Source organism: Delftia sp. ASV31 (genome assembly GCF_016428765.1).
Taxonomy (GTDB): Bacteria; Pseudomonadota; Gammaproteobacteria; order Burkholderiales; family Burkholderiaceae_C; genus Comamonas; species Comamonas acidovorans.
Map to the genome: position 1 here is coordinate 1 of NZ_JAELTK010000005.1, position 24,730 is coordinate 24,730.

The following is a 24,730-nucleotide window of genomic DNA, read 5'->3' on the forward strand; positions in this document are numbered from 1 at the left end:
CCCCCCCCCCCCCCCCCCCCCCCCCCCCCCCCCCCCCCCCCCCCCCCCCCCCCCCCCCCCCCCCCCCCCCCCCCCCCCCCCCCCCCCCCCCCCCCCCCCCCCCCCCCCCCCCCCTTTTTTTGTTCGCATTTCGTCGGCAGCGTCAGATGTGTATAAGAGACAGGAGCAGGCCTGCTGCCGCGCCCGTGCCATCCGGGCAAATGGCCTTGGGGCGGGCCATCTACGAGCGGCAATGCGCGGTTTGCCACGGTGCCGAGGGCCAGGGAACGCCGGGCGCGTTTCCCGCGCTTGCGGGCAATGCCTCCGTGACCCTGGCCGAGCCGCGCAACCTGTTGCTGGTGTTGCTGGAGGGGGGCTACCCACCCTCCACCCGGCAGCAGCCGCAGCCGCACGGCATGCCGCCTTTCGGTCATGTGCTGTCCGACGCACAGGTGGCCGCCGTGGCCAGCTATGTGCGCAACGCCTGGGGCAACAAGGCAGCGGAAATCGGTAACATGGAGGTTTATCGCGCCCGGGAAGGGCGTGGTTTCTGAGGGGCTTTCATGGATTCAATGGCCGGCAAGCTGCCGGACGACAGCGACGCCACCCGCCCCTGGTGGGTGGTTTGCCTGTGCGCGCAATGGTGCGGCGTTTGCAACCAATACCGAAGCACGTTTGCGGAACTGGCAAGCCAGTTCCCGCAGATGCGCTTTGTCTGGCTTGATGTCGAGGACCGCGAGGACGTGGCCGGAGATCTGGACATCGAAACCTTCCCCTCGCTGCTGGTGGCCGATGGCGATCGCGCACGTTTTCTGGGGCCGGTGCTGCCCCAGGCGGGGGTTGTGGCGCGCATGCTGCAGTCACTGGCCCAGGATCCGGGCGCGGCCCCTGCCGATCCCGCCGAGGCGCAGGCCCTCTTGCGGCGGCTCCAGTCGGCGCAGGCGTTGGAGCGCGTTGGCGCCTGACGCCGGGCCAAGGGTGCGCGGGCGGGCCTGAGCGCCCCGTCCTGTCCCCGCTTTTGTGCGGGGCGGGCTTGGCCTGAAGGTCGTTTGCGGATACAATGGCATATTCACGACCAAACGGGCGGGTACCAACCGCCCTTTTTTTTGGGCGATCTTCGGGCGACCTTCGGGATTGCCATGGGGCTCGGCGCTGTTGGGACATGGCTGCTGCCAATGTTTCAGGGGCGTTCCGGGTCTTTTGTGTTTGCAGGACTGAATTTAAATACACGTGGCACTACAGCAAATCGTTGAACAAACCGTGACAGGTCTGGGCTATGACCTGGTGGAAATAGAACGCTCCGCGGGCGGGCTGTTGCGCGTCACAATTGATTTGCCTTGGCAGCCCCCGGTGGAGGGCGGGCCGGTGGTGCCGGAGCAGTTCGTGACAGTCGAGGACTGCGAGAAGATCACGCGCCAGCTGCAGTTCGCGCTTGAGGTTGATGGCGCAGATTACACGCGCCTTGAGGTCTCCTCCCCTGGTATCGACCGCCCCCTGCGGCACGAGCAGGACTTCACCCGCTTTGTCGGTGAAGTCATCGACCTGACCCTCAAGGAGCCCATCGGCGCCGCCGCTGAAGGGCAGGTCAGCGCCAATCGCAAGAAATTCCGCGGCACGCTGGAGCGTGCCGAAGATGGTGGCTGGCAGATCGTCTGGAGCGACGAGCCACCCGTCAAGCCTGGCCAGAAGGTCAGCAAAAAGCGTGTTCCCGCGCCCCTGCAGGCGCTGGGCTTCACTCTGGAGGAGCTGCGCGAGGCGCGTCTGGCTCCCATCGTGGATTTCAAGGGGCGTTCTGCCAAGCCGGTCTGATCGGAGCAGGCAGGGTACGTCGAATCATTGGGGCAGGAAGGGCACTGCCATCCCCTTCCTGTGTGATTGAAATAGGAGAGTCGTCGCATGAATCGCGAATTGTTGATGTTGGTAGAAGCCATTTCGCGCGAAAAGAACGTGGAGCGCGATCTGGTGTTCGGTGCAGTGGAATCGGCCCTGGCCCAGGCCACCAAGAAGCTGTACCAAGGTGAGGTGGACATCCGCGTGGCCATCGATCGCGATAGCGGTAACTACGACACCTTCCGCCGCTGGCTGGTGGTGCCCGATGATGCGGGCCTGCAAAACCCCGATGCCGAAGAAATGCTGATGGACGCACAGGACCGCGTCCCCGGTATCTCCGAAGGCGAGTACATCGAGGAAGAGATCGAGTCGGTGCCCATCGGCCGCATCGGCGCCATGGCGGCCAAGCAGGTCATCCTGCAGAAGATCCGTGACGCCGAGCGCGAAATGCTGCTCAACGAGTTCCTGTCGCGCGGCGACCGGATCTTCACGGGCACCGTCAAGCGCATGGACAAGGGCGACATCATCGTCGAGGCCGGCCGTGTCGAAGGACGCCTGCGCCGCAACGAGATGATCCCCAAGGAAAACCTGCGCAACGGCGACCGCGTGCGGGCCATGATCATGGAAGTGGACGCCACGCTGCGCGGCGCGCCCATCATCCTGTCGCGCTCGGCGCCCGAGTTCATGGTCGAGCTGTTCCGCAATGAAGTGCCCGAGATCGAGCAGGGCCTGCTGGAGATCAAGAGCTGCGCTCGCGATTCCGGCAGCCGCGCCAAGATCGCCGTGCTCAGCCATGACAAGCGTGTCGATCCCATCGGCACCTGCGTCGGCGTGCGAGGCACCCGTGTCAACGCCGTCACCAATGAACTGGCTGGCGAGCGCGTGGACATCGTGCTGTGGTCCGAAGACCCTGCACAGTTCGTGATTGGCGCGCTGGCTCCGGCCAATGTGTCGTCCATCGTTGTGGACGAGGAAAAGCATGCCATGGACGTGGTGGTTGACGAGGAAAACCTCGCCATCGCCATCGGCCGTGGCGGTCAGAATGTTCGCCTGGCTTCCGAGCTCACCGGCTGGAAGATCAACATCATGGACGCGGCTGAGTCTGCGCAAAAGCAGGCGGACGAGTCCGCTGTTGCGCGCCAGCTGTTCATGGAAAAGCTCGATGTGGACGAGGAAATCGCCAACATCCTCATCGAGGAAGGTTTCGAGACCCTGGAAGAAGTGGCCTATGTGCCGCTGCAGGAAATGCTCGAAATCGAGGCGTTCGACGAAGAGACGGTGAACGAGTTGCGCACCCGGGCGAAAGATGCACTGCTGACGCAGGAAATCGCGCACGAGGAAAACGTGGGCAAAGTGTCGCAGGATCTGCTGACGCTCGAGGGAATGACTCCGGAGATCGTGGACAAGCTGGCCGAGGCCGATGTGCACACCCGAGACGATCTGGCCGATCTGGCCATCGACGAGTTGACCGAGCTGACCGGGCAGACCGAGGAAGAAGCGAAGGCTTTGATCATGAAGGCGCGTGAACACTGGTTCACCGAAGGGCAAGAGTAAGGTCAGGGAGGTTCAGAGCATATATGTCCAGTAATACGGTTGCCGAGTTTGCAAGAGAGCTCAACAAGACCCCTGACACGTTGCTGCAGCAGCTCAAGGCTGCAGGCGTCGCCAAGGACAACGCATCGGATGCGTTGACCGACGGCGACAAGCAGCAACTGCTCAGCCATCTGCAGGCCAGCCACGGAAGTGGCGCCAAGAAGATCACGCTGACCAAACGGTCCACAAGCGAGATCAAGCAGGCCGATTCGTCGGGCCGCGCCCGCACCATCCAGGTGGAAGTGCGCAAGAAGCGCACCTTCGTCAAGCGTGACGAGGTCGCCGAGGGTGCCTCCGATCCCGCTGTCGTTGCCGCTGCCCAGGAGCAGCGCGCGGCATCGGAGCGCGAGTCCCAGGATCTGGTGCGCCGCGAAGGGGAAGCACGTCGCCAGGCCGAAATGATCGGCCGCGAGGAGGAAGAATTGGCACAGCAACGCCGTGAGCGCGAAGAGCGCGAACTAGTTCAACAACGCGAGCGAGAAGCCGAAGAGCGCGCAAGCGCCTATGCGGCTGCAGAAGCCGCAAAGATCCTCGAGGCCAACCGCGCAAAGCAGGAAGCTTCGCGTGAGCAGGCTGCAGGCCAGGCCGCGCGCGCCGAAGCCCAGGTTGCGGCTCGCGTCAAGGCCGAGGAAGAATCCAAGGCCCGCGCGGCCGAGGAAGCCGAACGCGCCAAGGATCTGGAAGACCGCCGCCGCAAGGCGCTGGCCGAGGCCGAAGCCATTCGCGCCATGATGGCTGCGCCCAAGAAGGTGCTCGTGGCCAAGAAGCCTGAAGAGCCCAAGCCCGTGGCCAAGCCTGCAGCGCCCGCTGCCGGCGATGCCAAGAAGACCACGCTGCACAAGCCCGCTGGCACGACCACCGGTGGAGCCGGTGCGCGTGCGGGTGCGCCTGCCGGTGCCGGCAAGGAAGTCAAGTCCGCCAAGCTCTCGTCGAGCTGGGCTGGCGATGGCAAGAAGAAGGAAATCAAGACCCGTGGCGACAGCTCCGGTGGCGTGGGTGGCCGTTCCAACTGGCGCGGCGGCCCGCGTGGCGGCCGTCGTGGCAATGACCGTCATGACGGTCAGCACCAGAGCGCGGCAGCGGAATTCCGCGCCATCGAAGTGCACGTGCCTGAGACCATCACCGTGGCCGAACTGGCCCACAAGATGTCGGTCAAGGCGTCCGAGCTGATCAAGGTGCTGATGAAGATGGGCCAGATGGTCACCATCAACCAGCCTCTGGACCAGGACACGGCCATGATCGTGGTCGAGGAAATGGGCCACACGGCCAAGGTCGCCGCGCTGGACGATCCCGAAGCCTTCACGGCCGAGGAAGTGTCCCAGCAGGAAGCTGCCCAGGAGTCGCGTGCTCCCGTGGTCACCGTCATGGGCCACGTGGACCACGGCAAGACCTCGCTGCTGGACTACATCCGCCGCACCAAGGTGGCGTCGGGCGAAGCCGGTGGCATTACCCAGCACATCGGTGCCTACCATGTGACGACGCCCCGCGGCATCGTCACCTTCCTGGATACCCCGGGCCACGAGGCCTTCACGGCCATGCGTGCCCGTGGTGCCCAGGCCACCGACATCGTCATCCTGGTGTGCGCGGCCGACGACGGCGTGATGCCCCAGACCAAGGAAGCCATCAAGCACGCGAAGGCGGCTGGTGTGCCCATCGTGGTTGCCATCACCAAGGCCGACAAGCCCGATGCCAACCTCGACCGCGTCAAGCAAGGCCTGGTGGCCGAGCAGGTGGTGCCTGAAGAGTACGGCGGCGAGTCCCCGTTCATCGCCGTGTCCTCCAAGACCGGCCAGGGCATCGACGAGCTGCTGGAGCAGGTTCTGCTGCAGGCCGAAGTGCTGGAGCTGACCGCTCCCGTGGAAGCCGCTGCCAAGGGCCTGGTCATCGAAGCCCAGCTGGACAAGGGCCGCGGCCCTGTGGCCACGGTGCTGGTGCAGTCCGGTACGCTGAAGGTGGGCGACGTGGTGCTGGCAGGCCAGACCTACGGCCGCGTGCGCGCCATGCTGGACGAAGACGGCAAGCAGACCAAGTCTGCCGGCCCCTCCATCCCGGTGGAAATCCAGGGTCTGTCCGACGTGCCCCAGGCCGGCGACGACTTCATGGTGCTGCAGGACGAGCGTCGTGCCCGCGAAATCGCGACCTACCGCGCCGGCAAGTTCCGCCACACCAAGCTGGCCCGCCAGCAGGCTGCCAAGCTCGAGAACATGTTTGCCGAAATGGGTGCAGGCGAGGTCCAGACCCTGCCCATCATCATCAAGGCCGACATGCAGGGCTCGCAGGAAGCGCTGGGCACATCGCTGCTCAAGCTCTCGACCGACGAGATCCGCGTTCAGCTGGTCTACTCGGGCGTGGGCGGCATCAGCGAGTCCGACGTGAACCTGGCGCTGGCCTCCAAGGCCATCATCATCGGCTTCAACGTCCGGGCCGATGCCCAGGCGCGCAAGACGGCCGAGAGCAACGATGTGGACCTGCGCTACTACAACATCATCTACGACGCAGTCGAAGAGGTGAAGGCGGCCATGTCCGGCATGCTGGCTCCCGAGCGCAAGGAAGAGATCATCGGCATGGCCGAGATCCGCACCGTGTTCGTGGCTTCGAAGATCGGCACCGTGGCCGGCTCGTACATCACGCAAGGCCAGGTCACGCGCAATGCGCATTTCCGCCTGCTGCGCGAGAACGTGGTCATCTACACGGGCGAGATCGAATCGCTCAAGCGCCTGAAGGACGACGTCAAGGAAGTCAAGGAAGGCTTCGAGTGCGGTATCAAGCTCAAGAACTACAACGACATTCGCGAAGGCGACGTGCTCGAAGTGTTCGAGATCAAGGAAATCGCGCGCTCGCTGTAATTCGCCATGGCAACACGCAAGTCCGCTGCGCCGAATCGCAGCTTCAAAGTCTCTGACCAGATCCAGCGTGATCTGGCAGAGCTGATCGCGCGCGAGTTGAAGGACCCGCGCGTGGGCATGGTCACGCTGCAAAGCGTGGAGGTGACTCCGGACTATGCCCACGCCAAGGTCTACTTCAGCCTGCTCGTGGGCGATCCACAGGCGACGCAGGAAGCGTTGAACCAGGCCGCAGGCTTCCTGCGCAATGGCCTGTTCAAGCGCCTGCACATCCACACAGTGCCCACGCTGCACTTCATCTACGACCGCACCTCCGAGCGTGCGGCCGACATGAACGCCTTGATCGCCAAGGCCGTTTCTTCGCGCGGAAAGGAAGAGTAGCCCCATGAACGCGCCACGCACAAGGGTGCAGCGGCGCCCTGTGCATGGGGTGTTGCTACTCGACAAACCGCTGGAGCTGTCCAGCAACGACGCCTTGCAAAAGGTCAAGTGGTTGCTGCGCGCCGAAAAGGCCGGACACACCGGCACGCTGGACCCGTTGGCCACCGGCGTGCTGCCGCTGTGCTTCGGTGCGGCGACCAAGTTCAGCCAGTTGCAGCTTGAAGCTGCCAAGACCTATGAGGCGATTGCGCGCCTGGGCCAGACCACGACCACGGCCGATGCCGAGGGCGAGGTGCTGCGCGAGCGCGCCGTTGACCTCGCCGCCCTCACGGCCGAGCGATTGGCCGCCGTGCAGGCGCAGTTCACGGGTGCGATCCGCCAGGTGCCACCCATGTACAGCGCTCTCAAGAAGGACGGCAAGGCTCTCTATGAATATGCGCGTGCCGGCATCGAAGTCGAGCGCCCGGCGCGCGAAGTGACAATCCACGCACTGGAGCTTTCGCTGACGCAAGACAGCGAAGGCCTGCCTGCGATCCGGATGCAGGTGACCTGCAGCAAGGGCACCTACATCCGCACGCTGGCCGAGGACGTGGGCGAGGCCCTGGGCTGCGGCGCGCACCTGCGCGCGCTGCGCCGTATCGACACCGGGGGGCTGGGTGTCGAGCGCTGTATCTCGCTGGAGGCGCTGGCCGCCATGGGCGAGGGCGAGCGTCTGCAGCAGTTGCAGCCTGTCGACGCCCTACTGGCCAGCCACACGGCTGTCACGCTGGGCGAGCAAGATGCGGCCCGTTTTCTCACGGGCCTGCCCCGCAAGGGCGCTTGGGCCGATGCCGAGGCGGTGGCTGTGTATGGCGAGAACCCACAGGCTCTGCTGGGAGTGGGGCGCGTGGTGCGTGGGGAACTCATCCCCGGGCGCCTGCTCAGTTCACTGGAAATTCAACAGATTTTGGAAGACACGCCGCGCCCATGACGCAGCGGCAATGGGAAAACACTATGAGCAAACAAATCCGCAATATCGCGATCATCGCCCACGTGGACCACGGCAAAACCACCATGGTGGACCAGCTGCTGCGCCAATCCGGAACCTTCGCCGAGCACGAGAAAGTCGTGGACACGGTGATGGACAACAACGCCATCGAACGCGAGCGTGGCATCACCATCCTGGCCAAGAACTGCGCCGTGAGCTGGAACGAGACGCACATCAACATCCTCGACACACCCGGCCACGCGGACTTCGGCGGTGAAGTGGAGCGTGCCCTGTCCATGGTGGACGGCGTGGTGCTGCTGATCGACGCGCAGGAAGGCCCCATGCCCCAGACGCGCTTCGTGACCAAGAAGGCACTGGCCCTGGGCCTGAAGCCCATCCTCGTGGTCAACAAGGTGGACAAGCCCGGTGCGCGTCCCGACTACGTGGTCAACGCCGCCTTCGACCTGTTCGACAAGCTGGGTGCCACCGACGAGCAGCTGGACTTCCCCGTGGTGTACGCCTCGGGCATCAACGGCTGGACCTCGCTGGAAGAAGGCGCTCCGGGCGAACAGTGGGGCCCCGACATGTCGGCCCTGTTCGACACCATCCTGAAGCACGTCCCCGCCGTCAAGGGCGACCCTGCCGCTCCGCTGCAGATGCAGATCTCGGCGCTGGACTACTCCACCTTCGTGGGCCGTATCGGCGTGGGCCGCATCACCTCCGGCACGCTCAAGCCTTCGACCGACGTGCTGGTCATGGAAGGTCCTGACGGCAAGAGCTACAAGGGCCGCATCAACCAGGTTCTGAAGTTCCAGGGCATTGACCGCGTGCAAGTGACCGAAGCCGGTCCCAGCGACATCGTGCTGGTCAACGGCATCGCCGACCTGGGCATGGGCGTCACGCTGACCGACCCGCTGAACCCCCGGCCGCTGCCGATGCTCAAGATCGACGAGCCCACGCTGACCATGAACTTCTGCGTCAACACCTCGCCGCTGGCAGGTCGTGAAGGCAAGTTCGTGACCAGCCGCCAGATCTGGGACCGCCTGCAAAAGGAACTGCGTTCCAACGTGGCCCTGCGCGTCAAGGAAACCGACGAAGACGGCATCTTCGAAGTGTCGGGCCGCGGCGAACTGCACCTGACCATCCTGCTGGAAGAAATGCGCCGTGAAGGCTACGAGCTGGCCGTGTCCAAGCCCCGCGTGGTCTACCGCGACGTGGACGGCGTGCGCCACGAGCCTATCGAGCTGGTGACGGCCGACATCGAAGAAGGCCACCAGGGTGGCGTGATGCAGGCCCTGGGCGAGCGCAAGGGCGAGCTGGTCAACATGGAACCCGATGGCCGCGGCCGCGTGCGCCTGGAGTACCGCATTCCTGCGCGTGGCCTCATCGGCTTCACCAACGAATTCCTGAACCTGACCCGTGGTTCCGGCCTGATCTCCAACATCTTCGACAGCTACGAGCCGCACAAGGGCGAAATCGGCGGCCGCAAGAACGGTGTGCTGATCTCCATGGACGAAGGCGAAATCTTCACCTACGCCCTGGGCAAGCTGGACGACCGTGGCCGCATGTTCGTCAAGGCCAACGATCCCGTGTACGAAGGTATGATCATCGGCATCCACAGCCGTGACAACGACCTGGTGGTCAACGCCACGCGTACCAAGCAGCTGACCAACTTCCGCGTTTCCGGCAAGGAAGATGCCATCAAGATCACGCCCCCGATCGACCTGTCGCTGGAATACGCGGTGGAATTCATCGAGGACGACGAGCTGGTGGAAATCACCCCCAAGAGCATCCGCGTTCGCAAGCGCCACCTGTCCGAGAACGAGCGCAAGCGCGCTTCGCGCGGCGCATAAGCGCTGTTGCGACCAAGGGCGCACGCAAGCCGCATGGCTTCACCGCCCTGACTGTCAAAGGCCGCATCTGCGGCCTTTGTCTTTTGTGGCGCGCCGTTCAGGCGTGCGGGCGCCACGGCAAAGGAACTGCTGCTGCTGCTGCTGCTGCTGCTGCTTGCAACTGCTTGCTACTGCAGCTGCAGCAGCAACTCGCGCAGTCGCTGCCCGGCCGCTGCGCTTTGCTGCGGATTGAGCGCCAGGGCCAGGCCGATGGAGGGCAGGTTCTCGGTATCTGCCAGCGCGCGGAACACCACCCCCGGCGTGCTGCCCTTGGCCACCACGGCTGGCACCAGCGCCACGCCCAGGCCCGCACCCACCAGGCTGACCAAGGTCTGCGCCTGCACGGCATGCTGCTTGACCTGGGGCATGAAGCCCGCGTTCTGGCAGGCCAGCACCACCAGCGCATGCAGGCCTGGCACCTCGCTGGGGCGGTAGTTGATGAAGGGCTGGTCCGCCAGGTCCCGCAGCCGTAAGGCGGGCCGCTGCAGCAGCGGGTTGCCTTCGGGCAGCACGGCCACCAGCTCGTCCTTTTCCACGGGCGTGATGGACAGGTCGGTGGCCTGCGTCACCGGGTAGCGCAGCAGGCCGGCATCGAAATCGCCGCTGGCCACCTGCGCGCAGATCTCGCGCGTGGTCGATTCGGTCAGCACCAGGTCGATCAGCGGATATTCGCTGCGAAAGGCCTGCACCAGCCGCGGAATCAACGAGAACGTGGCCGAGCCTATGAAGCCTATGTGCAGGCGTCCGCGCTCGCCGCCGGCCGTGGCGCGCGAGACCTCCTGCATCTGGCGCGCATGGTGCAGGGCCAGCTCGGCACTTTCCAGGGCCGCCAGGCCTGCCTCGGTCAGCGCCGTGCCCCGGCGGTCGCGCTGGAACAGCTGCACGCCCAGGCTGTCTTCCAGCCGGCGTATGGATTGGGACAGCGGCGGCTGCGACATGTGCAGCTGCTCGGCCGCCTGCCGGTAGTTGAGCGTGCGGGCCAGGGTGACGAAGTGACGCAGTTGGCGCAGGTCCATTGATATCTACCGTGTATCAGAGATGCTGAATTAAGTCTTAGACGCAGCTTTGAAGATATCAAATACTGGCTCCCTGAAGCAACATGGAGACCACAGTGCAGGCTGCGTTGACAGGGATTCGGGTGCTGGATCTGTCCAGCGTGGTGTTCGGGCCGCTGGCCAGCCAGGTGCTGGCCGACTATGGCGCCGAAGTCATCAAGATCGAGCCGCCGGCCGGCGACTCCACGCGCCATACCGGCCCGGCCGTGGAGCCCGGCATGGCAGCCATGTTCATGGGCACCAACCGCAGCAAGAAGAGCGTGGTGCTGGACCTCAAGCAGGAAGAGTCGCGCCAGGCCCTGCATGCGCTGCTGGCCACGGCCGATGTGTTCATGCACAGCATGCGCCCGCAAAAGCTGGCCCCGCTGGGCCTGGACCCCGCAACGCTGCGCGAACGCTATCCGCGCCTGGTCTATGCAGGCCTGCATGGCTTTGGCGAAGGCGGCCCCTATGCGGGCATGCCCGCCTATGACGACGTCATCCAGGGCATGAGCGGCCTGGCCGACCTGATGGAGCGCCAGACGGGCGAGGCGCGCTACCTGCCCACCATTGCGGCCGACAAGACCTGCGCCCTGGTGGCCGCGCATGCCGTGCTGGCGGCGCTGTTCCAGCGCGAGCGCAGCGGCCATGGCTGCTTTGTGGAAGTGCCCATGTACGAGACCATGGTGGGCTTCAACCTGGTCGAGCATTTCTACGGCATGCACTTCAGCCCCGCGCTCAGCGGCGCAGGCTATCCGCGCGTGATGGCGCCCTGGCGCAAGCCCTACCGAACGCTGGACGGCCACGTCTGCATGATGCCGTACACCGATGCGCACTGGCAGCGCTTCTTCGCCGCCGTGGGCCAGCCGCAGCTGGCCCTGGATGCGCGCTTTGCCAGCCAGGCCAGCCGCACGGCCCACATTGCCGAGCTGCTGGAGACCGCGGGCGAGCATGTGGCGCTGCAAGGCACCCAGCACTGGCTGGACACCTGCCAGCGCCTGGAGATTCCCGCCGCCCCCGTGGCGCGCATGGACGATCTGCCCGCCGATCCGCACCTGCAGGCCACGGGGTTCTTCGTGCCGCTGCAGGACGCCGCCATGGGCACCGTGCACCTGCCTCGCTCCTCCGTGCGCATGGATGGCCGGCAGGCGCCCATGGGCATGCCACCGCGCCTGGGCGAGCACACGGCGGCGCTGCTGGCCCAGGCGGGCTGGAGCGCCGAGCGCATCGCCGGCCTGCAGATCACGCAACAGGAGACATGAGATGACAGTGAACACCCCGCAGCCCCGCCCTGGCGCCGCCTGGAACGCCGTGCCCCGCATGGGCCAGGGCTTTTTCTGGCAGGACCTGCAGGTTGGCCAGCAGCTGCGCACCTTCCGCCGCACCGTGACCGAGTCCGACCTGGTCGCCTTCATCAACGCCACGGGCATGCTGGAGGCCATCTTCATCGAGGAGGGCTACGACGGCGGCGCCATTGCCGGCCGCCCCGTGCCGGGCGCCATGACCTATGCGCTGATCGAAGGCTTCATTCTGCAAAGCATGATCCAGGGCACGGGCCTGGCCATGCTGGAGCTGCACCAGAAGATCCTCGGCCCCGTGCTGGTGGGCGACACCATCGAGGCGCTGGTCGAAGTCACCGCCATCAAGCCCACCTCCAAGGGCAACCGCGCCGTCGTCACCTCGCGCATCGAGGTCTTCAACCAGGGCCACCAGAAGGTCATGGAATACACGGCCGTGCGCCTGCTGGCCGGGCGCAGCTAGGCGGCCACAAGCATTCCCATAACGACATCAGGAGACAAAAGCATGGACAAGCAGATCGACAAGGCGGCCCGCAAAAGAGGGCGCCGCATGGCGCTGGTCACCCTGGCTGCCCCCATTGCGGCGGCAGCGGCGGTGGCTGCGGCGGTGGCAGTGGGGGCGGCACTGCCCGGCGCCGCGCTGGCGCAGCAGCCCTGGCCCAGCAAGCCCATCACGATGGTCGTGCCCTTCCCGCCGGGCGGCCCCACCGACCTGGTGGCGCGCGTGCTGGCCCAGCAGGTCGGCCAGCAACTGGGCCAGACCGTGATCGTGGACAACCGGCCCGGAGCCAATGGCAACATCGGCAATGCCCTGGTGGCCAAGGCCGCGCCCGATGGCTATACCGTGCTCTACAACACCTCGTCCATTGCGCTGAGCCCGTCGCTCTACAAGAAGATGAGCTACGACGTGGGCAAGGACCTGATGCCCGTGGCGCTGACGGCCGTGGTGCCGCTGGGCCTGGTGGTCAATCCCAAGCTGCCGGTGAAGAACGTGCAGGAGTTCGTGCGCCATGCCAGGGACAAGACCGGCCAGCTGTCCTATGGCTCGGCCGGCAACGGCAACGTCACCCACCTGGCGGCCTTCCAGGTCGTGCAGCACTACCAGATCGAGGCCAGCCACGTGCCCTACAAGGGCAGCGCGCCGGCCGACGTGGATCTGGTGGCCGGGCAGATCGACTTCATGACCGACACCATCAACTCGGTCGCTCCCTTCATCAAGGAAGGGCGGCTCAAGCTGCTGGCCGTCAGTTCCTCCAAGCGCCTGCCCAACTTCCCCGATGCACCCACGCTGGCCGAAAGCGGCATGTCCGGCTTCGAGGCCGGGGCCTGGCAGGGCGTGATGGTGCCGGCCAAAACGCCGGCCGCCATCATCCAGCGGCTCAACCAGGAGCTGATGCGCGCGCTCAAGGACCCGGGCGTGGTCGAGAAGCTGCAGCTGCAGGGCGCCGAAGGCCTGGGCTCCACGCCGGAGGAATACGGCGCCTACATCCGCAGCGAGATCAAGCGCTGGGCCGGCGTGGTCAAGAGCACGGGCGTCTCTCTGGACTGAGTGCGGGGCGTTGCGGCGCTTGTCGCGCAGTTGCGCAAATTGGCACCTGTTTGTCAGGGGCGGGCGCGGTTTTTCAGCTATGGTTGCGGCTCATTGCCCCGGGCTGCCGGGGCAGGGCATGCATAGCAACAAGGAGCAAGATATGACGGGAGCTGCCGGCGAAGTCCTCAGCGAAGTGCGGGGCCGCATGGGCATGATCACCTTGAACCGGGCCAAGGCGCTGAACGCGCTGTCGCTGGGCATGGTGCGCGATCTGCTGGCCACCCTGCTGGCCTGGCAAAAGGATGAGCAGGTGCTGGCCGTGGCCATCCGAGGCATGGGCAAGGAAGGGGTCTTCGGCGCCTTCTGCGCGGGCGGGGACATCCGCTTCCTGCATGGCGCGGGCAGCACGGGCAATCCGCAGCTGGAGGACTTCTTCACCGAGGAGTACGCGCTCAACCACCTGATCCACACCTTTGGCAAGCCCTACATCGCCTTCATGGACGGCATCGTCATGGGCGGCGGCATGGGCATCAGCCAGGGCGGCACGCTGCGCATCGTCACCGAACGCACCAAGATGGCCATGCCCGAGACGGCCATCGGCCTGTTCCCCGATGTGGGTGGCGGCTACTTCCTCTCGCGCTGCCCGGGTCACGCGGGTGAGTGGCTGGCGCTGACGGGCGACGTGATCGGCGCGGCCGATGCGCTGGACTTCGGCCTGGCCGATGGCTACCTGCCCTCGGACCAGCAGCCTGCGCTGTGGGACGCGCTGGCCGCCGGCAGCTTTGCCGATGCAGCGGCCGTCGAGGCCCTGGTGAAGTCGAAGTTCACGGCCCCGGCCAAGCCGGCGGCCCAGCCCCGCGCCGAGATCGACCGCGTGTTTGCCCTGCCCACGGTGGCTGCCATGGTGCAGGCGCTGGAAGCGGCAGATGGCGAGTGGGCCCGGCACACGGCAGCCACGCTGCGCAAGCGCTCGCCGCTGATGCTGCACGTGGTGCTGGAGCAGATTCGCCGCGCGCGCGGCATGACGCTGGCCCAGGACCTGCGCATGGAGCGCGACATGGTGCGCCACTGCTTCTACCTGCGCCCGGGCCAGAGCGAGACCATCGAAGGCATACGCGCACTGGCCGTGGACAAGGACCACCACCCGCGCTGGAACCCCGCGCGCATCGAAGACGTGCAGGACGCGCAATGGCGCGCCTTCTTCGACAGCCCCTGGCCGGCGCATTCGCATCCGCTGGCAGCGCTGGACTGATCGCGGCGCAGAGCGTTCAGGCTTCCAAAAGGCCATCCGGCGCCATGCCGGGTGGCCTTTTTTCATTCAACGATCCGCAGGCTCCATGCGGCAGGAATGGCCTGCCAGCAGCCGTACCGCGTCGTCAATGCGCGGGCCCGGATCCCATTCGGGCACGGGCGGCGTCAGGCCCAGGGCCATCTGCCGCAGCGGCTCGGCAATGACCATGGACAGCAGCAGGTCGCAGACGACTTCGGGCTGTTCGGCCCGCAGCAACCCCTTGCCGCACTGGCGCCGCAGCCAGTCCACCAGCATGCCGCGGCCGCGCTCTATGCCGTTGCGCTGGTAGACCTCCAGCAGCTCCGGCTTGGCGGGAAAGTCGGTGGTGAGCAGGCGGAACATGCCCACCGCATCGGCCGACAGCACGCGCGCGGCAATCACGCGCAGGATCTCGGCCAGCGCTGGGGCCACCTCTGAGGCCGATTGCGCATCGGCCGACAGGGCAGGGCGGAAACCGTCGGTCCAGCTGCGCACCACCAGGGCCACCAGGTCCTCGCGGTTGGCGGCAAAGCGGTAGAGCGTCTTCTTGGCCAGCCCCGCGCGCCTGGCCACGGCTTCCATGGTGGTGGCGGCATAGCCTTCGTTGAGCAAGAGCCAGGTGGCGGCGGCCAGGGCGGCATCGTTGGCCTCGTGCTCGGGCCGGGCCGGCCGCCCGCGCGGCCTTGGGGCCGCAGGAGTGATTTCGGATTCCATTGGATTTCTTGTCGTTCCGTTCGGTGTTGTGCAGCATTTTGTTACCCGTCAGGGATTATCCGATTGTTTGGAAACGTCGTTCGTTTCTTTAATATAAGATGGCTTTTCCTCATCAACCCAGGAACGGAAAACACCCATGAACTCCCATGCCTTCGAGCCCGACATTTCCCGCATCGACGAGCTGCTGCACATCACGCCGCTGCGGCTGGAGACGGGAATCCAGCGCCTGCCCAGCGGTTGCCTGGTGGTGGCCTGCCGCACCGACCTGCATGGCTGCAGCGGCCGCATGCTGGACTGGTGGTTCAAGTTCTTCGAGACCACGCAGCACATCAAGTGGTGGCATCCGCACGACCACATCGCGCATCGCGGCTGGGATGCGCAATGGAAGAAGGGCGAGAGCTACATCGGCGCGTCCATCGAGGCCGTGGAGTCCCTGGCCGATATTCCGCCCGTGGCGGCCAGGCTCAAGTTCCACGATCCGCGCGAGCTGTTCGACCCTGCGCAGCTGGAGCTGGCCTTTGCCGAAAAACGCGCCTCGGCCGCCGTGTATGCGCGCATCGGTTTTGGTGAGCATGTGCAGCTGGACGCCAGCGGAGACCCCATGGACGGGCAGATGGTGCACCTGGCGCGTGACACGCCTTTTGGCTGCGTGCTGCGCAGCCGCTTTTTGCTGGGCCAGTCCTGCGCCGACCCGGCGGCCGAGCTGCCCGACGCGCTGGGCCTGGGCCTGCTGCGCCACTGCTACACGGAGTTCACCTATCTGTCGCGCTTCCTGCCCTCGCTGTACTACGGCGAGCATGGCAACGGCGAGGCGGCGCCGCTGCCCTGGTAGACGTGGCCCCAGGCTTCAAAGCTGCTGGTGCACGGCCGTGGCCAGCTGCAGCAGCCGGTTGCGCGGCAGGGCGCCGCTGAGCGCATAGCCAAAGCCCTGGTCCACCCAGTAGAAGCTGGGCACGGGGCCGTCGCTGCTGAAGTGAAAGGCGGTCTCGCCGCGCGTGGCCGGGTCCTCCAGCGCACCCAGGTACAGGGTGATGCGCTCGCCCGCCGCGTCCTGGTACATGAACTGGGCGCGTGCGCCGCTGTCGCCGGGCAGCAATCGGCCGCCCACCAGCTCATAGCCCAGGTCCGTGAGTGCCGGCAGCTTCAGCGGCCGGCCCAGGCGCTTGGACAGCCACTGCTGCAGATGGGCCTGCTGCGCGGCCTCCACCTCGACCGGGTGGCGTTGCTCGGGCTGGTAGACCGCGTGGGCGACGGCCGCCTGGTGGGCGAAGCGGGCCGGGGTGGCGGCAGCCAGCGTGGCCGCCGTTGATGGCGCGGCGGCGGGCACCGCCTGCTGCCCATGCACCAGCCAGCCCAGGCCGAAGGCCAGCATCCAGCCCGCGGCCATGCCACCCCAGCGCCACCACTGCTGCTGGCGCTGGTGCAGGCCCTGCAACTGTTCGGCGGCGGCGCGCATTTCGTCGGGCATGCCGGGTTCGTCCCGGGCAGCATGCAGGGCGCGCAGCAACTGGCGCTGGCGTTGCCATTGCTCCACGCGCGCGGCACTGTCTTCGTCCAGCTGGTCGCGCAGCGCCTGCGCCTGCTGCGCGGGCAGGCGGCCATCGACCAGGGCGTGCAACTGCTCGTCGGAAATGGGCGGGGGCAAGGGCGAGGAAGATGAAAGAGGGGTGGGGGCGGATGCGGTCATGGCGGCCTCGTCATTTGAGCCGGCGCAGCGCGGGGGCTGCGGCTTGGGGGGTTGCGGCCTTGGCAGTCGGTGCTGACTGTGCAGGCGCTGCAGAGGAGGCCGAGGTGGCCGAGATGGCCGAGGTGGCCGATGGGGCCTCCATCAATTCGCGCAGCCGGGAGCGTGCACGCGACAGGCGCGACATCACGGTGCCCAGGGGCAGCTGCAGCACGCGCGCCGTGTCGGCGTAGCTCATGTCCTCCACGCTGACGAGCAGCAGCACGGCCCGCTGCTCGGCGGGCAGGCGCTGCAGGCAGCGCTCCAGGTCCAGGGCCGCGTCGCTGCTGTCCTCGGGTGCGGCCAGGGTCTCGGACAGGCTGTCTATGTCCAGCCACTGCCCGCGCGCGGCAGAGCGCCGCTGGTTCAGGTAGAGGTTGTGCATCAGCGTGAACAGCCAGGCGCGCAGATCGCCGCCGGGGCGCCACAGCAGCCATTTGCGGCAGGCACGCTCCAGCGTGTCCTGCACAAGGTCGTCGGCGGCCCAGGCATCGCCTGCCAGCAGCCGCGCATAGCGGCGCAGGCCGGGCAGGTGCTCCAGGATCTGGCTGCGGTCCATGGGCAGGTCCGAAGGCGGATGCGGCTGGAATCAGGGGCGTGCGGTATGCCAGACGCCCATGACGCCGTCGCCCGTGGTGTCACCGGCCTTGCCGTCCTTCACCCAGTAGTACAGCGGCTTGCCCTTGTAGGCGATCTGGCTGCTGCCATCGTCGCGCTGGATCACGCTGTAGTTGCCGCCGGACGGCGCCTGCTTGCCCATCAGCGGCGGCCAGTTGGTCGCGCAGGGGCCGTTGCAGACGGACTTGCCGCTGCCGGCCGTGTCCTTGTCGAAGGTGTAGAGCGTCATGCCGTTGGCGCCGACCAGCATGCCGTTTTGCACGCTGACCGCGCTGGGCGGGGTCTGGCCAGAGGCGTTGGCCGCAGGCGCGGAATAGCAGCCTGCCAGGGTCAATGTCAGGGCTGCCGTGAAGGCACAGGTACCAAGTTTCATGCCGAGCTTCTTCATCGCTGTCTCCGGTGCTTGCCGGCGCGCGAAATTGCGGCCGGACACTGCAATGAACACTGGGCCGTGCCGGTTTATTCCGCAGCAGTGCAAAAAAAGCTGCGGATGCCCGTCAACGGTTGAAGCTCTTCATGGCGCGCTCGACCTCGCGCTTGCCTTCGCGGTCCTTGATCACGTCGCGCTTGTCGTGCTCGGCCTTGCCCTTGGCAAGGGCGATGTCGCACTTGACGAAGCCGTTCTTCCAGTGAAGGTTGATGGGCACCAGCGTGAAGCCCTTTTGCTCGACCTTGCCGATCAGGCGCAGGATGTCGTCCTTCTTGAGCAGCAGCTTCTTGATGCGCGCCGCGTCGGGGTTGACGTGGGTGGAGGCGGTCTTGAGCGGGTTGATCTGGCAGCCGAGCAGGAACAGCTCGCCGTCCTTGACGATGACGTAGCCGTCGGTCAGCTGCACCTTGCCGCTGCGCAGTGCCTTCACTTCCCAGCCGTGCAGCACGATGCCGGCCTCGAAGCGTTCCTCGAAGAAGTAGTTGAACGCGGCTTTTTTGTTGTCGGCGATGCGCGACTGTGTTTCAGGTTTCTTGGCCATGGAGTAATAGATGCGGCGAAAACCTGGAGATGAAAGCTCTCCATACAATACTGGATTGCCGTCTCGCCTCCGTGCGGGATTTTAGTTTCGCCTTGCCGTCATTGTGACAGCCGTATGCGCCATGACCGCGCAGCCGGTGTTTTGCATGCCGTGCAGCCCGCCCCATTCATGAAAAAAGTCAACAAGTCCGTCCTGATCTGGTACAGCCCCCAAGAAATGTTTGCCCTGGTGACGGACGTGGCCCACTATGCCGACTTCCTCCCCTGGTGCGACCAGGCCAGGGTGCTGGAGCAGGACGAGCAGGGCATGACGGCCGAGGTGGGCATTGCATTCGGCGGCATGCGCAAGTCCTTCGTCACGCGCAATACGCACAGCGTGCTCGACGATGGCGGGCGCCAGGTCAGCATCCGCCTGATCAAGGGGCCGTTCTCGCGGCTGGAGGGCAACTGGATGTTCCGCCCCGTGGGCGACGGCACGCAGCGTGCCTGCCGCGTGGAGCTGCAGCTGGACTATGGCTTTGACAACATGGCGCTGGCCGCCGTGGTCGGCCCGGTGTTCGACCGCATCGCGGGCTCCATGGTCGATGCCTTCGTCAAGCGCGCCGAGCAGGTCTATGGCTGAACCCCGGCCGTTTCTGTGCATCACGCTGGCATGCAGCCCGCGTGCCGGTGAAGTCGTTGAGCTGACCCTGCAATTGCCGGCCGGTGCCTCGATTGCCGACGCAGTCGAGGCCGCTGGTGGCTGGCAGGCGCTGGGCTTTGCACAGGAGGGGCCCGCTGGCCTTTGGGGCCGCAGCGCACCATTGACGCAAGGCTTGCGCGACGGCGATCGCGTGGAGCTGTACCGGCCCTTGACCGTGGACCCCAAGGTGGCGCGCCGCGAGCGCTTTGCGCGCCAGGGAGCCCGCGCCACGGGCCTGTTCCAGCGCCAAAGGCCCGGGGCCAAGGCCGGTTACTGAAGGAGGGAGGCGCTCAGCGCATCGGGCCGCAGTCCGAGGCGATGGTGGCGTCGGCGCGCTTGAGTTCGCTGTTGCGCGTGGCTTCGTCCATGAAGCCTCGCTCGCCCTGGGCATTGGTATAGGCCAGCAGACCGCCCGATGACAGCGAGGTCTTGGCCTGTTTCGCCCGGGCGCAGTTTTCCTGGCGATCCTTGGCAATGCGGTCCTTTTCTGCCTTGGCCTTGGCGGCCTCCTGGGCCTCGGCCTTGCGCTTTTGCTCTTCCAGGGCCTTGTCGGTGCCTGCGGGCTTGGCGTCCTTGGCGGCGGCGGCAGGCGCTGCCTGTGCCGTTGCATCTGCAGCGGGCTGCGTGGCCGCATCTGTAGCCGCCGGTGCCGTGGATGGCGCCGCCGCTGCTGGAGCGGGCGCGCTGCCGCCAGGCTGGCGCAGGATGTTCTTGGCCGGAATGTCAGGGGGTGGCGCGCGGTCGCTGAAGACCTTGCGGCCTGTGGCGTCGACCCATTGCCACTGGGCGGCTGCGGACAGCGAACAGGCGGCAAGCGCGGCTAGCAAAACAAGCTTGGTGGCGTGCATGGTGATTGGGGTGATCGGGCCGGTTGCAGGTAGCAATAGCAGGAAATGATGGCGGGCAGCGATAGCGGGGAACAATGGCCTACAGCATACATTGTGATCCGGCGCACGGGTACAATCCTTCTTTTGGAGCTCTCACATGCGCCTTCTCGGTAAAGCCCTGACCTTCGACGACGTCCTCCTGGTCCCCGCTTTCTCCCAGGTCCTGCCCAAGGACACCTCGCTCAAGACGCGCTTTTCGCGCAACATCTCCCTGAACATCCCCCTTGTGTCCGCCGCCATGGATACCGTGACCGAAGCGCGTCTGGCCATTGCCATCGCGCAAGAGGGCGGTATCGGCGTCATTCACAAGAACATGACGGCAGAGCAACAGGCTGCCGAAGTGTCCAAGGTCAAGCGCCACGAATCCGGCGTGGTGCACGACCCCGTGGTCATCACCCCCGAGCACACCGTGCTGCAGGTGCTGCAGCTGTCCGAGAACCTCGGCATCTCCGGCTTTCCCGTGTGCGACGGCGGCAAGGTGGTCGGCATCGTCACCAGCCGCGACCTGCGCTTCGAGACCCGCTACGACGTCAAGGTCAGCCAGATCATGACGCCGCGCGAGCGCCTGATCACCGTCAACGAGAAGGACGGCACCACGCCCGTGGAAGCCAAGGCCCTGCTCAACAAGCACAAGCTCGAGCGCATCCTGGTCGTGAACGACGCCTTTGAACTCAAGGGCCTGATCACCGTCAAGGACATCACCAAGCAGACCACCTTCCCCAACGCAGCGCGTGACAGCGCAGGCCGCCTGCGCGTGGCCGCTGCCGTGGGCGTGGGCGAGGGCACCGAGCAGCGCGTGGAGCTGCTTGTCAAGGCCGGCGTCGATGCACTGGTTGTGGACACGGCCCACGGTCACAGCAAGGGCGTGATCGACCGCGTGCGCTGGGTCAAGCAGAACTACCCGCAGGTCGATGTCATCGGCGGCAACATCGCCACCGGCGCCGCTGCGCTGGCACTGGCCGAGGCAGGCGCCGACGCCGTCAAGGTCGGCATCGGCCCTGGCTCCATCTGCACCACGCGCATCGTCGCCGGTGTGGGCGTGCCCCAGATCATGGCCATCGACAGCGTGGCCCAGGCCCTGCAGGGCACGGGCGTGCCGCTGATCGCCGACGGCGGCATCCGCTTCTCGGGTGACATCGCCAAGGCCCTGGCCGCTGGCGCCTCGACCATCATGATGGGCGGCATGTTCGCCGGCACCGAAGAGGCTCCGGGCGAAGTCATCCTGTACCAGGGCCGTTCGTACAAGAGCTATCGCGGCATGGGCTCCATCGGCGCCATGCAGCAGGGCTCGGCCGACCGCTACTTCCAGGAATCGAGCACCGGCAATCCCAACGCCGACAAGCTCGTGCCCGAAGGCATCGAAGGCCGCGTGCCCTACAAGGGCTCCATGGTCTCCATCGTCTACCAGATGGCCGGCGGCGTGCGCGCTGCCATGGGCTACTGCGGCTGCGCCACCATCGAAGAGATGAACAACACGGCCGAGTTCGTGGAGATCACCGCCGCAGGCATCCGTGAATCGCACGTGCATGACGTGCAGATCACCAAGGAAGCGCCCAACTACCGCGCCGACTGATCCCGATCCAGCGCCTTGGCGCGAGATGGAAAAGAGGTCCGGGCAGCCACTGCCCGGACCTCTTTTTTTCGTGCGCTCACGAAGCTCAGATGGCGACGCTCAGATGGCGAAGTTGTCCAGCACCGCGCCCGAGCTGGCGCTCGATGCGTTGAAAGCGAACTTGGCCTGCACGCCCCGCGTGTAGCGGGGCGCGGGGGCCTTCCATGCCGCGCGGCGCTGGGCGAGCACGTCTTCGGGCACGTTCAGCTGCAGCTGCAATGCGTGCGCGTCGATGGTGATCGAGTCGCCCTCGTGCACCAGCGCGATGGTGCCGCCCACGGCCGCTTCCGGCGCCACGTGGCCGACCACCATGCCCCAGGTGCCGCCGGAGAAACGGCCATCGGTGATCAGGCCCACGCTCTCGCCCAGGCCGGCGCCGATCAGGGCGCCCGTGGGGGCCAGCATTTCCGGCATGCCGGGGCCGCCCTTGGGGCCCAGGTAGCGCAGCACCATCACGTCGCCGGCCTGTATCCTGCCGTCGAGGATGGCCGCCAGTGCCGATTGCTCATCGTCGAACACGCGTGCCGGGCCGGTGATGACCGGGTTCTTCAGGCCCGTGATCTTGGCCACCGCGCCTTCCGGGCTCAGGTTGCCCTTGAGGATGGCCAGGTGGCCCTGCGGATAGAGCGCATCCGAGAGGGGGCGGATGACCTGCGGGTTGGGCGGTTCGTCAGGCACGCCGGCCAGGGTCTCGGCAATGGTCTGGCCCGAGATGGTGATGCAGTCGCCGTGCAGCAGGCCCGCATTCAGCAGGATCTTCATGACCTGCGGGATGCCGCCCGCCTGGTGCAGGTCCACCGCCAGGTATCTGCCGCTGGGCTTGAGATCGCACAGCACCGGCACCCGCTGGCGGATGCGCTCGAAGTCGTCGATGGACCAGGGCACGCCGGCCGCATGGGCGATCGCAAGAAAGTGCAGCACGGCATTGGTGGAGCCCCCGGTCGCCATGATCACCGAGACCGCGTTCTCGATGGACTTGCGCGTCACGATATCGCGCGGCTTGAGGTCCATCTTGATGGCCTCGATCAGCACCCTGGCGGATTCCTTGGCCGAGTTTTCCTTTTCATCATGGGGATTGGCCATGGTGGAGGAGTAGGGCAGGCTCATGCCCAGCGCCTCGAACGCGCTGGACATGGTGTTGGCGGTGTACATGCCGCCGCACGAGCCCGTGCCGGGAATGGCGTGCTGCTCGATGTCCTTGAGCTCCTGGTCGCTGATCTTTCCCGCGGCGTTTTCGCCGACGGCCTCGAACACGCTGACGATGTTCAGGTCCCGGCCTTTCCACCTGCCGGGCAGGATGGTGCCGCCGTAGACATAGATGGCCGGCACATTGGCGCGCAGCATGCCCATCATGCCGCCGGGCATGTTCTTGTCGCAGCCGCCGACCACCAGCACGCCGTCCATCCACTGGCCGCCCACGCAGGTCTCTATGCAATCGGCGATCACCTCGCGGCTGACCAGCGAGTACTTCATGCCTTCCGTGCCCATGGACATGCCGTCCGAGATGGTCGGCGTGCCGAACACCTGCGCGTTGCCGCCGGCTTCCTCGATGCCTGCGATGGCCGCGTCCGCCAGCCTTTGCAGGCCGGAGTTGCACGGCGTGATCGTGCTGTGGCCGTTGGCCACGCCGACCATGGGCTTCTTGAAATCCTCTTCCTTGTAGCCCATGCCGTAGAACATGGAGCGGTTGGCTGCGCGCGCCTTGCCTTCGGTGATGTGGGCGCTTCGGCGGTTGATCTGGTTCGGCGGGGTCATGGCATGTCTCTCGTTGTGGGGGTTGGATGAGTATGGGCCGACTGATCCATCTGATCCAATCCTATTCATCGGCATGATTGATATGCTGCGCATATGAATGAGCCCCCCATTGATCTGCGCGTCTGGCGGCAATTCCTGGCCGTGGCGGACGAGCTGCACTTCGGCCGCGCCGCATCGCGCCTGCACATGACGCAGCCGCCGCTCACCCAGGCCATCGCCCAGTTGGAGCGCAGCCTGGACGTGGCGCTGTTCGAGCGCTCGAGCCGCCACGTCGCGCTGACGCCCGCCGGCGAGGCGCTTGTGCCGCAGGTGCGTGAGCTTCTGGCGCAGGCGGCAGCGCTGCCGGGGATTGCGCGGGCTGCGGCAGCGGGAGAAGTGGGGCGCGTGCGGCTGGCCTTTGTCTCCACCATCGGCTTCACCCGGCTGCCGCTGTGGGTGCGGGACTTCGTGGCAGGCACGCCCGGTGTGGCGCTGGAGCTGGTCGAGGCCACCAGCGATGTGCAGATGGAGGCGTTTGAGCGCGGGCAGATCGATGCCGGGCTGATGCTGCATGCCCCCGGGCATGCGCCGGCCGGCCTGGAGCGCCTGGCCGTGGGACGGGAAGCCATGGTGCTGGCACTGCCTCAGCAGCATGCGCTTGCCGGCGCGGACCGGCTGATGCTCGACGAAGTGCTGGAGCAGCCGCTGGTGATCTTTCCGCGCCGCATCATGCCCTCGCTCCATGACGCGGTGACGGATCTGTACCGACGGCACGGACATGTGCCGCGCATCGCGCAGCAGGCGATACAGATGCAGACCATCGTGAACCTGGTATGGGGCGGCATCGGCCTGGCCTGGGTGCCCGCCAGCGTGATGCAGTTCTGCAGACCTGGCGTGGTCTACCGCGAGGCGGTTTTCGCCAGCGCCCGTGCAGGCAGCAAGGCCGTTGCCCTGCCGGTCTGCGAGACCAGCCTGGCCTGGCCTGCCGGAGCCATGTCGCCCGCGCTGGCGCGGTTTGTCGGCTTCGTGCGAGAACAGCGCTGAGTGGCGTTCACCAACAGCCCCCGAGGCAAGGCCCGCGAATATCCGCAAGGTTCTGGTCTGAATTTTTGGAAATTCTGGCCAGAATGATAGAATTCGGGCCAGGCCGGACACCAGGCCTGTTTTTGTTT

Annotated in this window: 25 protein-coding genes; 17 read left to right on the forward strand and 8 right to left on the reverse strand. The window is 66.2% G+C overall.

Annotated elements, in window-relative coordinates:
- From JHD82_RS02875 to typA, 8 genes are all read left to right on the forward strand, one after another.
- Window positions 1-533: cytochrome c (locus JHD82_RS02875; protein WP_233174599.1), on the forward strand; the 533-nt coding region annotated here is incomplete at its 5' end.
- A gap of 9 nt (window positions 534-542) precedes the next feature.
- Complete coding sequence (locus tag JHD82_RS02880) at window positions 543-944, forward strand: thioredoxin family protein (protein ID WP_199135353.1); 402 nt, start codon at window positions 543-545, stop codon at window positions 942-944.
- A gap of 265 nt (window positions 945-1,209) precedes the next feature.
- The gene (rimP, locus tag JHD82_RS02885) at window positions 1,210-1,788 is read left to right on the forward strand and encodes a ribosome maturation factor RimP (protein ID WP_012204832.1); all 579 of its coding nucleotides are present in this window, start codon (window positions 1,210-1,212) and stop codon (window positions 1,786-1,788) included.
- Window positions 1,789-1,875: 87 nt separating this feature from the next.
- Window positions 1,876-3,363, forward strand: a complete 1,488-nt coding sequence (gene nusA / locus JHD82_RS02890) for a transcription termination factor NusA (RefSeq protein WP_012204833.1) — start codon at window positions 1,876-1,878, stop codon at window positions 3,361-3,363.
- 23 nt (window positions 3,364-3,386) lie between these two features.
- On the forward strand, window positions 3,387-6,248 hold the full coding sequence (infB, locus tag JHD82_RS02895; RefSeq protein ID WP_034392162.1) for a translation initiation factor IF-2: 2,862 nt from the start codon (window positions 3,387-3,389) through the stop codon (window positions 6,246-6,248).
- 6 nt (window positions 6,249-6,254) lie between these two features.
- Window positions 6,255-6,626, forward strand: coding sequence for a 30S ribosome-binding factor RbfA (rbfA, locus tag JHD82_RS02900; protein ID WP_012204835.1), 372 nt, complete (start codon window positions 6,255-6,257; stop codon window positions 6,624-6,626).
- 4 nt (window positions 6,627-6,630) lie between these two features.
- Window positions 6,631-7,596 carry a tRNA pseudouridine(55) synthase TruB gene (truB, locus tag JHD82_RS02905; protein WP_199135354.1) on the forward strand — a complete coding sequence of 322 codons (966 nt, stop codon included), beginning with the start codon at window positions 6,631-6,633 and terminating at the stop codon, window positions 7,594-7,596.
- 23 nt (window positions 7,597-7,619) lie between these two features.
- Window positions 7,620-9,446 (forward strand): translational GTPase TypA, encoded by a 1,827-nt coding sequence (typA, locus tag JHD82_RS02910; protein ID WP_012204837.1) that lies wholly within the window; start codon window positions 7,620-7,622, stop codon window positions 9,444-9,446.
- A 167-nt stretch (window positions 9,447-9,613) separates the two neighbouring features.
- Here typA and JHD82_RS02915 read toward each other — a convergent pair whose 3' ends face one another.
- On the reverse strand, window positions 9,614-10,501 hold the full coding sequence (locus tag JHD82_RS02915; RefSeq protein ID WP_012204838.1) for a LysR family transcriptional regulator: 888 nt from the start codon (window positions 10,499-10,501) through the stop codon (window positions 9,614-9,616).
- A gap of 83 nt (window positions 10,502-10,584) precedes the next feature.
- On the opposite strand from JHD82_RS02915, the gene JHD82_RS02920 reads away from it, so the two are divergent.
- From JHD82_RS02920 to JHD82_RS02935, 4 genes are all read left to right on the forward strand, one after another.
- Window positions 10,585-11,781, forward strand: coding sequence for a CaiB/BaiF CoA-transferase family protein (locus tag JHD82_RS02920; RefSeq protein WP_199135355.1), 1,197 nt, complete (start codon window positions 10,585-10,587; stop codon window positions 11,779-11,781).
- Between the two features lies 1 nt (window position 11,782).
- On the forward strand, window positions 11,783-12,280 hold the full coding sequence (locus JHD82_RS02925) for a MaoC family dehydratase (RefSeq protein ID WP_012204840.1): 498 nt from the start codon (window positions 11,783-11,785) through the stop codon (window positions 12,278-12,280).
- Between the two features lie 42 nt (window positions 12,281-12,322).
- Complete coding sequence (locus JHD82_RS02930; protein ID WP_199135356.1) at window positions 12,323-13,366, forward strand: tripartite tricarboxylate transporter substrate binding protein; 1,044 nt, start codon at window positions 12,323-12,325, stop codon at window positions 13,364-13,366.
- 142 nt (window positions 13,367-13,508) lie between these two features.
- Window positions 13,509-14,600: an enoyl-CoA hydratase/isomerase family protein gene (locus tag JHD82_RS02935; RefSeq protein ID WP_141833593.1), complete on the forward strand. Its 1,092-nt coding sequence runs from the start codon at window positions 13,509-13,511 to the stop codon at window positions 14,598-14,600.
- Window positions 14,601-14,666: 66 nt separating this feature from the next.
- Here JHD82_RS02935 and JHD82_RS02940 read toward each other — a convergent pair whose 3' ends face one another.
- The gene (locus JHD82_RS02940; RefSeq protein ID WP_199135357.1) at window positions 14,667-15,332 is read right to left on the reverse strand and encodes a TetR/AcrR family transcriptional regulator; all 666 of its coding nucleotides are present in this window, start codon (window positions 15,330-15,332) and stop codon (window positions 14,667-14,669) included.
- A gap of 136 nt (window positions 15,333-15,468) precedes the next feature.
- Here JHD82_RS02940 and JHD82_RS02945 point away from each other — a divergent pair, with 136 nt between their 5' ends.
- Window positions 15,469-16,164, forward strand: a complete 696-nt coding sequence (locus tag JHD82_RS02945) for a DAPG hydrolase family protein (protein WP_012204844.1) — start codon at window positions 15,469-15,471, stop codon at window positions 16,162-16,164.
- A 15-nt stretch (window positions 16,165-16,179) separates the two neighbouring features.
- Here the strand turns inward: JHD82_RS02945 and JHD82_RS02950 are convergent, their stop codons facing one another.
- The 4 genes from JHD82_RS02950 to smpB form a co-directional block, all read right to left on the reverse strand.
- The gene (locus tag JHD82_RS02950) at window positions 16,180-17,019 is read right to left on the reverse strand and encodes an anti-sigma factor (protein WP_199135358.1); all 840 of its coding nucleotides are present in this window, start codon (window positions 17,017-17,019) and stop codon (window positions 16,180-16,182) included.
- 10 nt (window positions 17,020-17,029) lie between these two features.
- Complete coding sequence (locus JHD82_RS02955; RefSeq protein ID WP_199135359.1) at window positions 17,030-17,614, reverse strand: RNA polymerase sigma factor; 585 nt, start codon at window positions 17,612-17,614, stop codon at window positions 17,030-17,032.
- 30 nt (window positions 17,615-17,644) lie between these two features.
- Complete coding sequence (locus JHD82_RS02960; RefSeq protein WP_012204847.1) at window positions 17,645-18,061, reverse strand: hypothetical protein; 417 nt, start codon at window positions 18,059-18,061, stop codon at window positions 17,645-17,647.
- Between the two features lie 109 nt (window positions 18,062-18,170).
- The gene (smpB, locus tag JHD82_RS02965) at window positions 18,171-18,644 is read right to left on the reverse strand and encodes an SsrA-binding protein SmpB (protein ID WP_013803027.1); all 474 of its coding nucleotides are present in this window, start codon (window positions 18,642-18,644) and stop codon (window positions 18,171-18,173) included.
- 168 nt (window positions 18,645-18,812) lie between these two features.
- On the opposite strand from smpB, the gene JHD82_RS02970 reads away from it, so the two are divergent.
- Both JHD82_RS02970 and JHD82_RS02975 read left to right on the forward strand, forming a co-directional pair.
- Window positions 18,813-19,265 (forward strand): type II toxin-antitoxin system RatA family toxin, encoded by a 453-nt coding sequence (locus JHD82_RS02970; RefSeq protein ID WP_043783393.1) that lies wholly within the window; start codon window positions 18,813-18,815, stop codon window positions 19,263-19,265.
- Window positions 19,258-19,602 (forward strand): RnfH family protein, encoded by a 345-nt coding sequence (locus JHD82_RS02975; RefSeq protein WP_012204850.1) that lies wholly within the window; start codon window positions 19,258-19,260, stop codon window positions 19,600-19,602. The genes JHD82_RS02970 and JHD82_RS02975 overlap by 8 nt, the downstream gene beginning before the upstream one ends.
- A gap of 13 nt (window positions 19,603-19,615) precedes the next feature.
- Here the strand turns inward: JHD82_RS02975 and JHD82_RS02980 are convergent, their stop codons facing one another.
- Window positions 19,616-20,173 (reverse strand): DUF4124 domain-containing protein, encoded by a 558-nt coding sequence (locus tag JHD82_RS02980; protein WP_199135360.1) that lies wholly within the window; start codon window positions 20,171-20,173, stop codon window positions 19,616-19,618.
- Between the two features lie 136 nt (window positions 20,174-20,309).
- On the opposite strand from JHD82_RS02980, the gene guaB reads away from it, so the two are divergent.
- Complete coding sequence (gene guaB, locus JHD82_RS02985) at window positions 20,310-21,785, forward strand: IMP dehydrogenase (RefSeq protein ID WP_013803023.1); 1,476 nt, start codon at window positions 20,310-20,312, stop codon at window positions 21,783-21,785.
- A gap of 99 nt (window positions 21,786-21,884) precedes the next feature.
- Here guaB and ilvD read toward each other — a convergent pair whose 3' ends face one another.
- Window positions 21,885-23,579: a dihydroxy-acid dehydratase gene (gene ilvD / locus JHD82_RS02990; RefSeq protein ID WP_047474146.1), complete on the reverse strand. Its 1,695-nt coding sequence runs from the start codon at window positions 23,577-23,579 to the stop codon at window positions 21,885-21,887.
- Window positions 23,580-23,672: 93 nt separating this feature from the next.
- Between ilvD and JHD82_RS02995 the strand changes: the two genes are divergently transcribed.
- Entirely contained in the window at window positions 23,673-24,602 is a 930-nt protein-coding gene (locus tag JHD82_RS02995) for a LysR family transcriptional regulator (RefSeq protein ID WP_199135361.1), read from the forward strand.
- The last annotated feature ends 128 nt before the right edge of the window (window positions 24,603-24,730 follow it).

What these genes read in the sequence shown, in the direction of transcription:
- truB (WP_199135354.1), top strand. Translation starts at nt 6,631, where the DNA reads ATGAACGCGCCACGCACAAGGGTGCAGCGGCGCCCTGTGCATGGGGTG.
- ilvD (WP_047474146.1), bottom strand. Translation starts at nt 23,579, where the DNA reads ATGACCCCGCCGAACCAGATCAACCGCCGAAGCGCCCACATCACCGAA.
- JHD82_RS02945 (WP_012204844.1), top strand. Translation starts at nt 15,469, where the DNA reads ATGAACTCCCATGCCTTCGAGCCCGACATTTCCCGCATCGACGAGCTG.
- JHD82_RS02920 (WP_199135355.1), top strand. Translation starts at nt 10,585, where the DNA reads ATGGAGACCACAGTGCAGGCTGCGTTGACAGGGATTCGGGTGCTGGAT.
- JHD82_RS02980 (WP_199135360.1), bottom strand. Translation starts at nt 20,173, where the DNA reads ATGCACGCCACCAAGCTTGTTTTGCTAGCCGCGCTTGCCGCCTGTTCG.
- JHD82_RS02935 (WP_141833593.1), top strand. Translation starts at nt 13,509, where the DNA reads ATGACGGGAGCTGCCGGCGAAGTCCTCAGCGAAGTGCGGGGCCGCATG.
- typA (WP_012204837.1), top strand. Translation starts at nt 7,620, where the DNA reads ATGAGCAAACAAATCCGCAATATCGCGATCATCGCCCACGTGGACCAC.
- nusA (WP_012204833.1), top strand. Translation starts at nt 1,876, where the DNA reads ATGAATCGCGAATTGTTGATGTTGGTAGAAGCCATTTCGCGCGAAAAG.
- JHD82_RS02930 (WP_199135356.1), top strand. Translation starts at nt 12,323, where the DNA reads ATGGACAAGCAGATCGACAAGGCGGCCCGCAAAAGAGGGCGCCGCATG.
- JHD82_RS02955 (WP_199135359.1), bottom strand. Translation starts at nt 17,614, where the DNA reads ATGGACCGCAGCCAGATCCTGGAGCACCTGCCCGGCCTGCGCCGCTAT.
- JHD82_RS02970 (WP_043783393.1), top strand. Translation starts at nt 18,813, where the DNA reads ATGAAAAAAGTCAACAAGTCCGTCCTGATCTGGTACAGCCCCCAAGAA.
- rbfA (WP_012204835.1), top strand. Translation starts at nt 6,255, where the DNA reads ATGGCAACACGCAAGTCCGCTGCGCCGAATCGCAGCTTCAAAGTCTCT.
- JHD82_RS02960 (WP_012204847.1), bottom strand. Translation starts at nt 18,061, where the DNA reads ATGAAGAAGCTCGGCATGAAACTTGGTACCTGTGCCTTCACGGCAGCC.
- JHD82_RS02880 (WP_199135353.1), top strand. Translation starts at nt 543, where the DNA reads ATGGATTCAATGGCCGGCAAGCTGCCGGACGACAGCGACGCCACCCGC.
- JHD82_RS02975 (WP_012204850.1), top strand. Translation starts at nt 19,258, where the DNA reads ATGGCTGAACCCCGGCCGTTTCTGTGCATCACGCTGGCATGCAGCCCG.
- JHD82_RS02995 (WP_199135361.1), top strand. Translation starts at nt 23,673, where the DNA reads ATGAATGAGCCCCCCATTGATCTGCGCGTCTGGCGGCAATTCCTGGCC.
- JHD82_RS02950 (WP_199135358.1), bottom strand. Translation starts at nt 17,019, where the DNA reads ATGACCGCATCCGCCCCCACCCCTCTTTCATCTTCCTCGCCCTTGCCC.
- JHD82_RS02925 (WP_012204840.1), top strand. Translation starts at nt 11,783, where the DNA reads ATGACAGTGAACACCCCGCAGCCCCGCCCTGGCGCCGCCTGGAACGCC.
- JHD82_RS02940 (WP_199135357.1), bottom strand. Translation starts at nt 15,332, where the DNA reads ATGGAATCCGAAATCACTCCTGCGGCCCCAAGGCCGCGCGGGCGGCCG.
- smpB (WP_013803027.1), bottom strand. Translation starts at nt 18,644, where the DNA reads ATGGCCAAGAAACCTGAAACACAGTCGCGCATCGCCGACAACAAAAAA.
- JHD82_RS02915 (WP_012204838.1), bottom strand. Translation starts at nt 10,501, where the DNA reads ATGGACCTGCGCCAACTGCGTCACTTCGTCACCCTGGCCCGCACGCTC.
- guaB (WP_013803023.1), top strand. Translation starts at nt 20,310, where the DNA reads ATGCGCCTTCTCGGTAAAGCCCTGACCTTCGACGACGTCCTCCTGGTC.
- infB (WP_034392162.1), top strand. Translation starts at nt 3,387, where the DNA reads ATGTCCAGTAATACGGTTGCCGAGTTTGCAAGAGAGCTCAACAAGACC.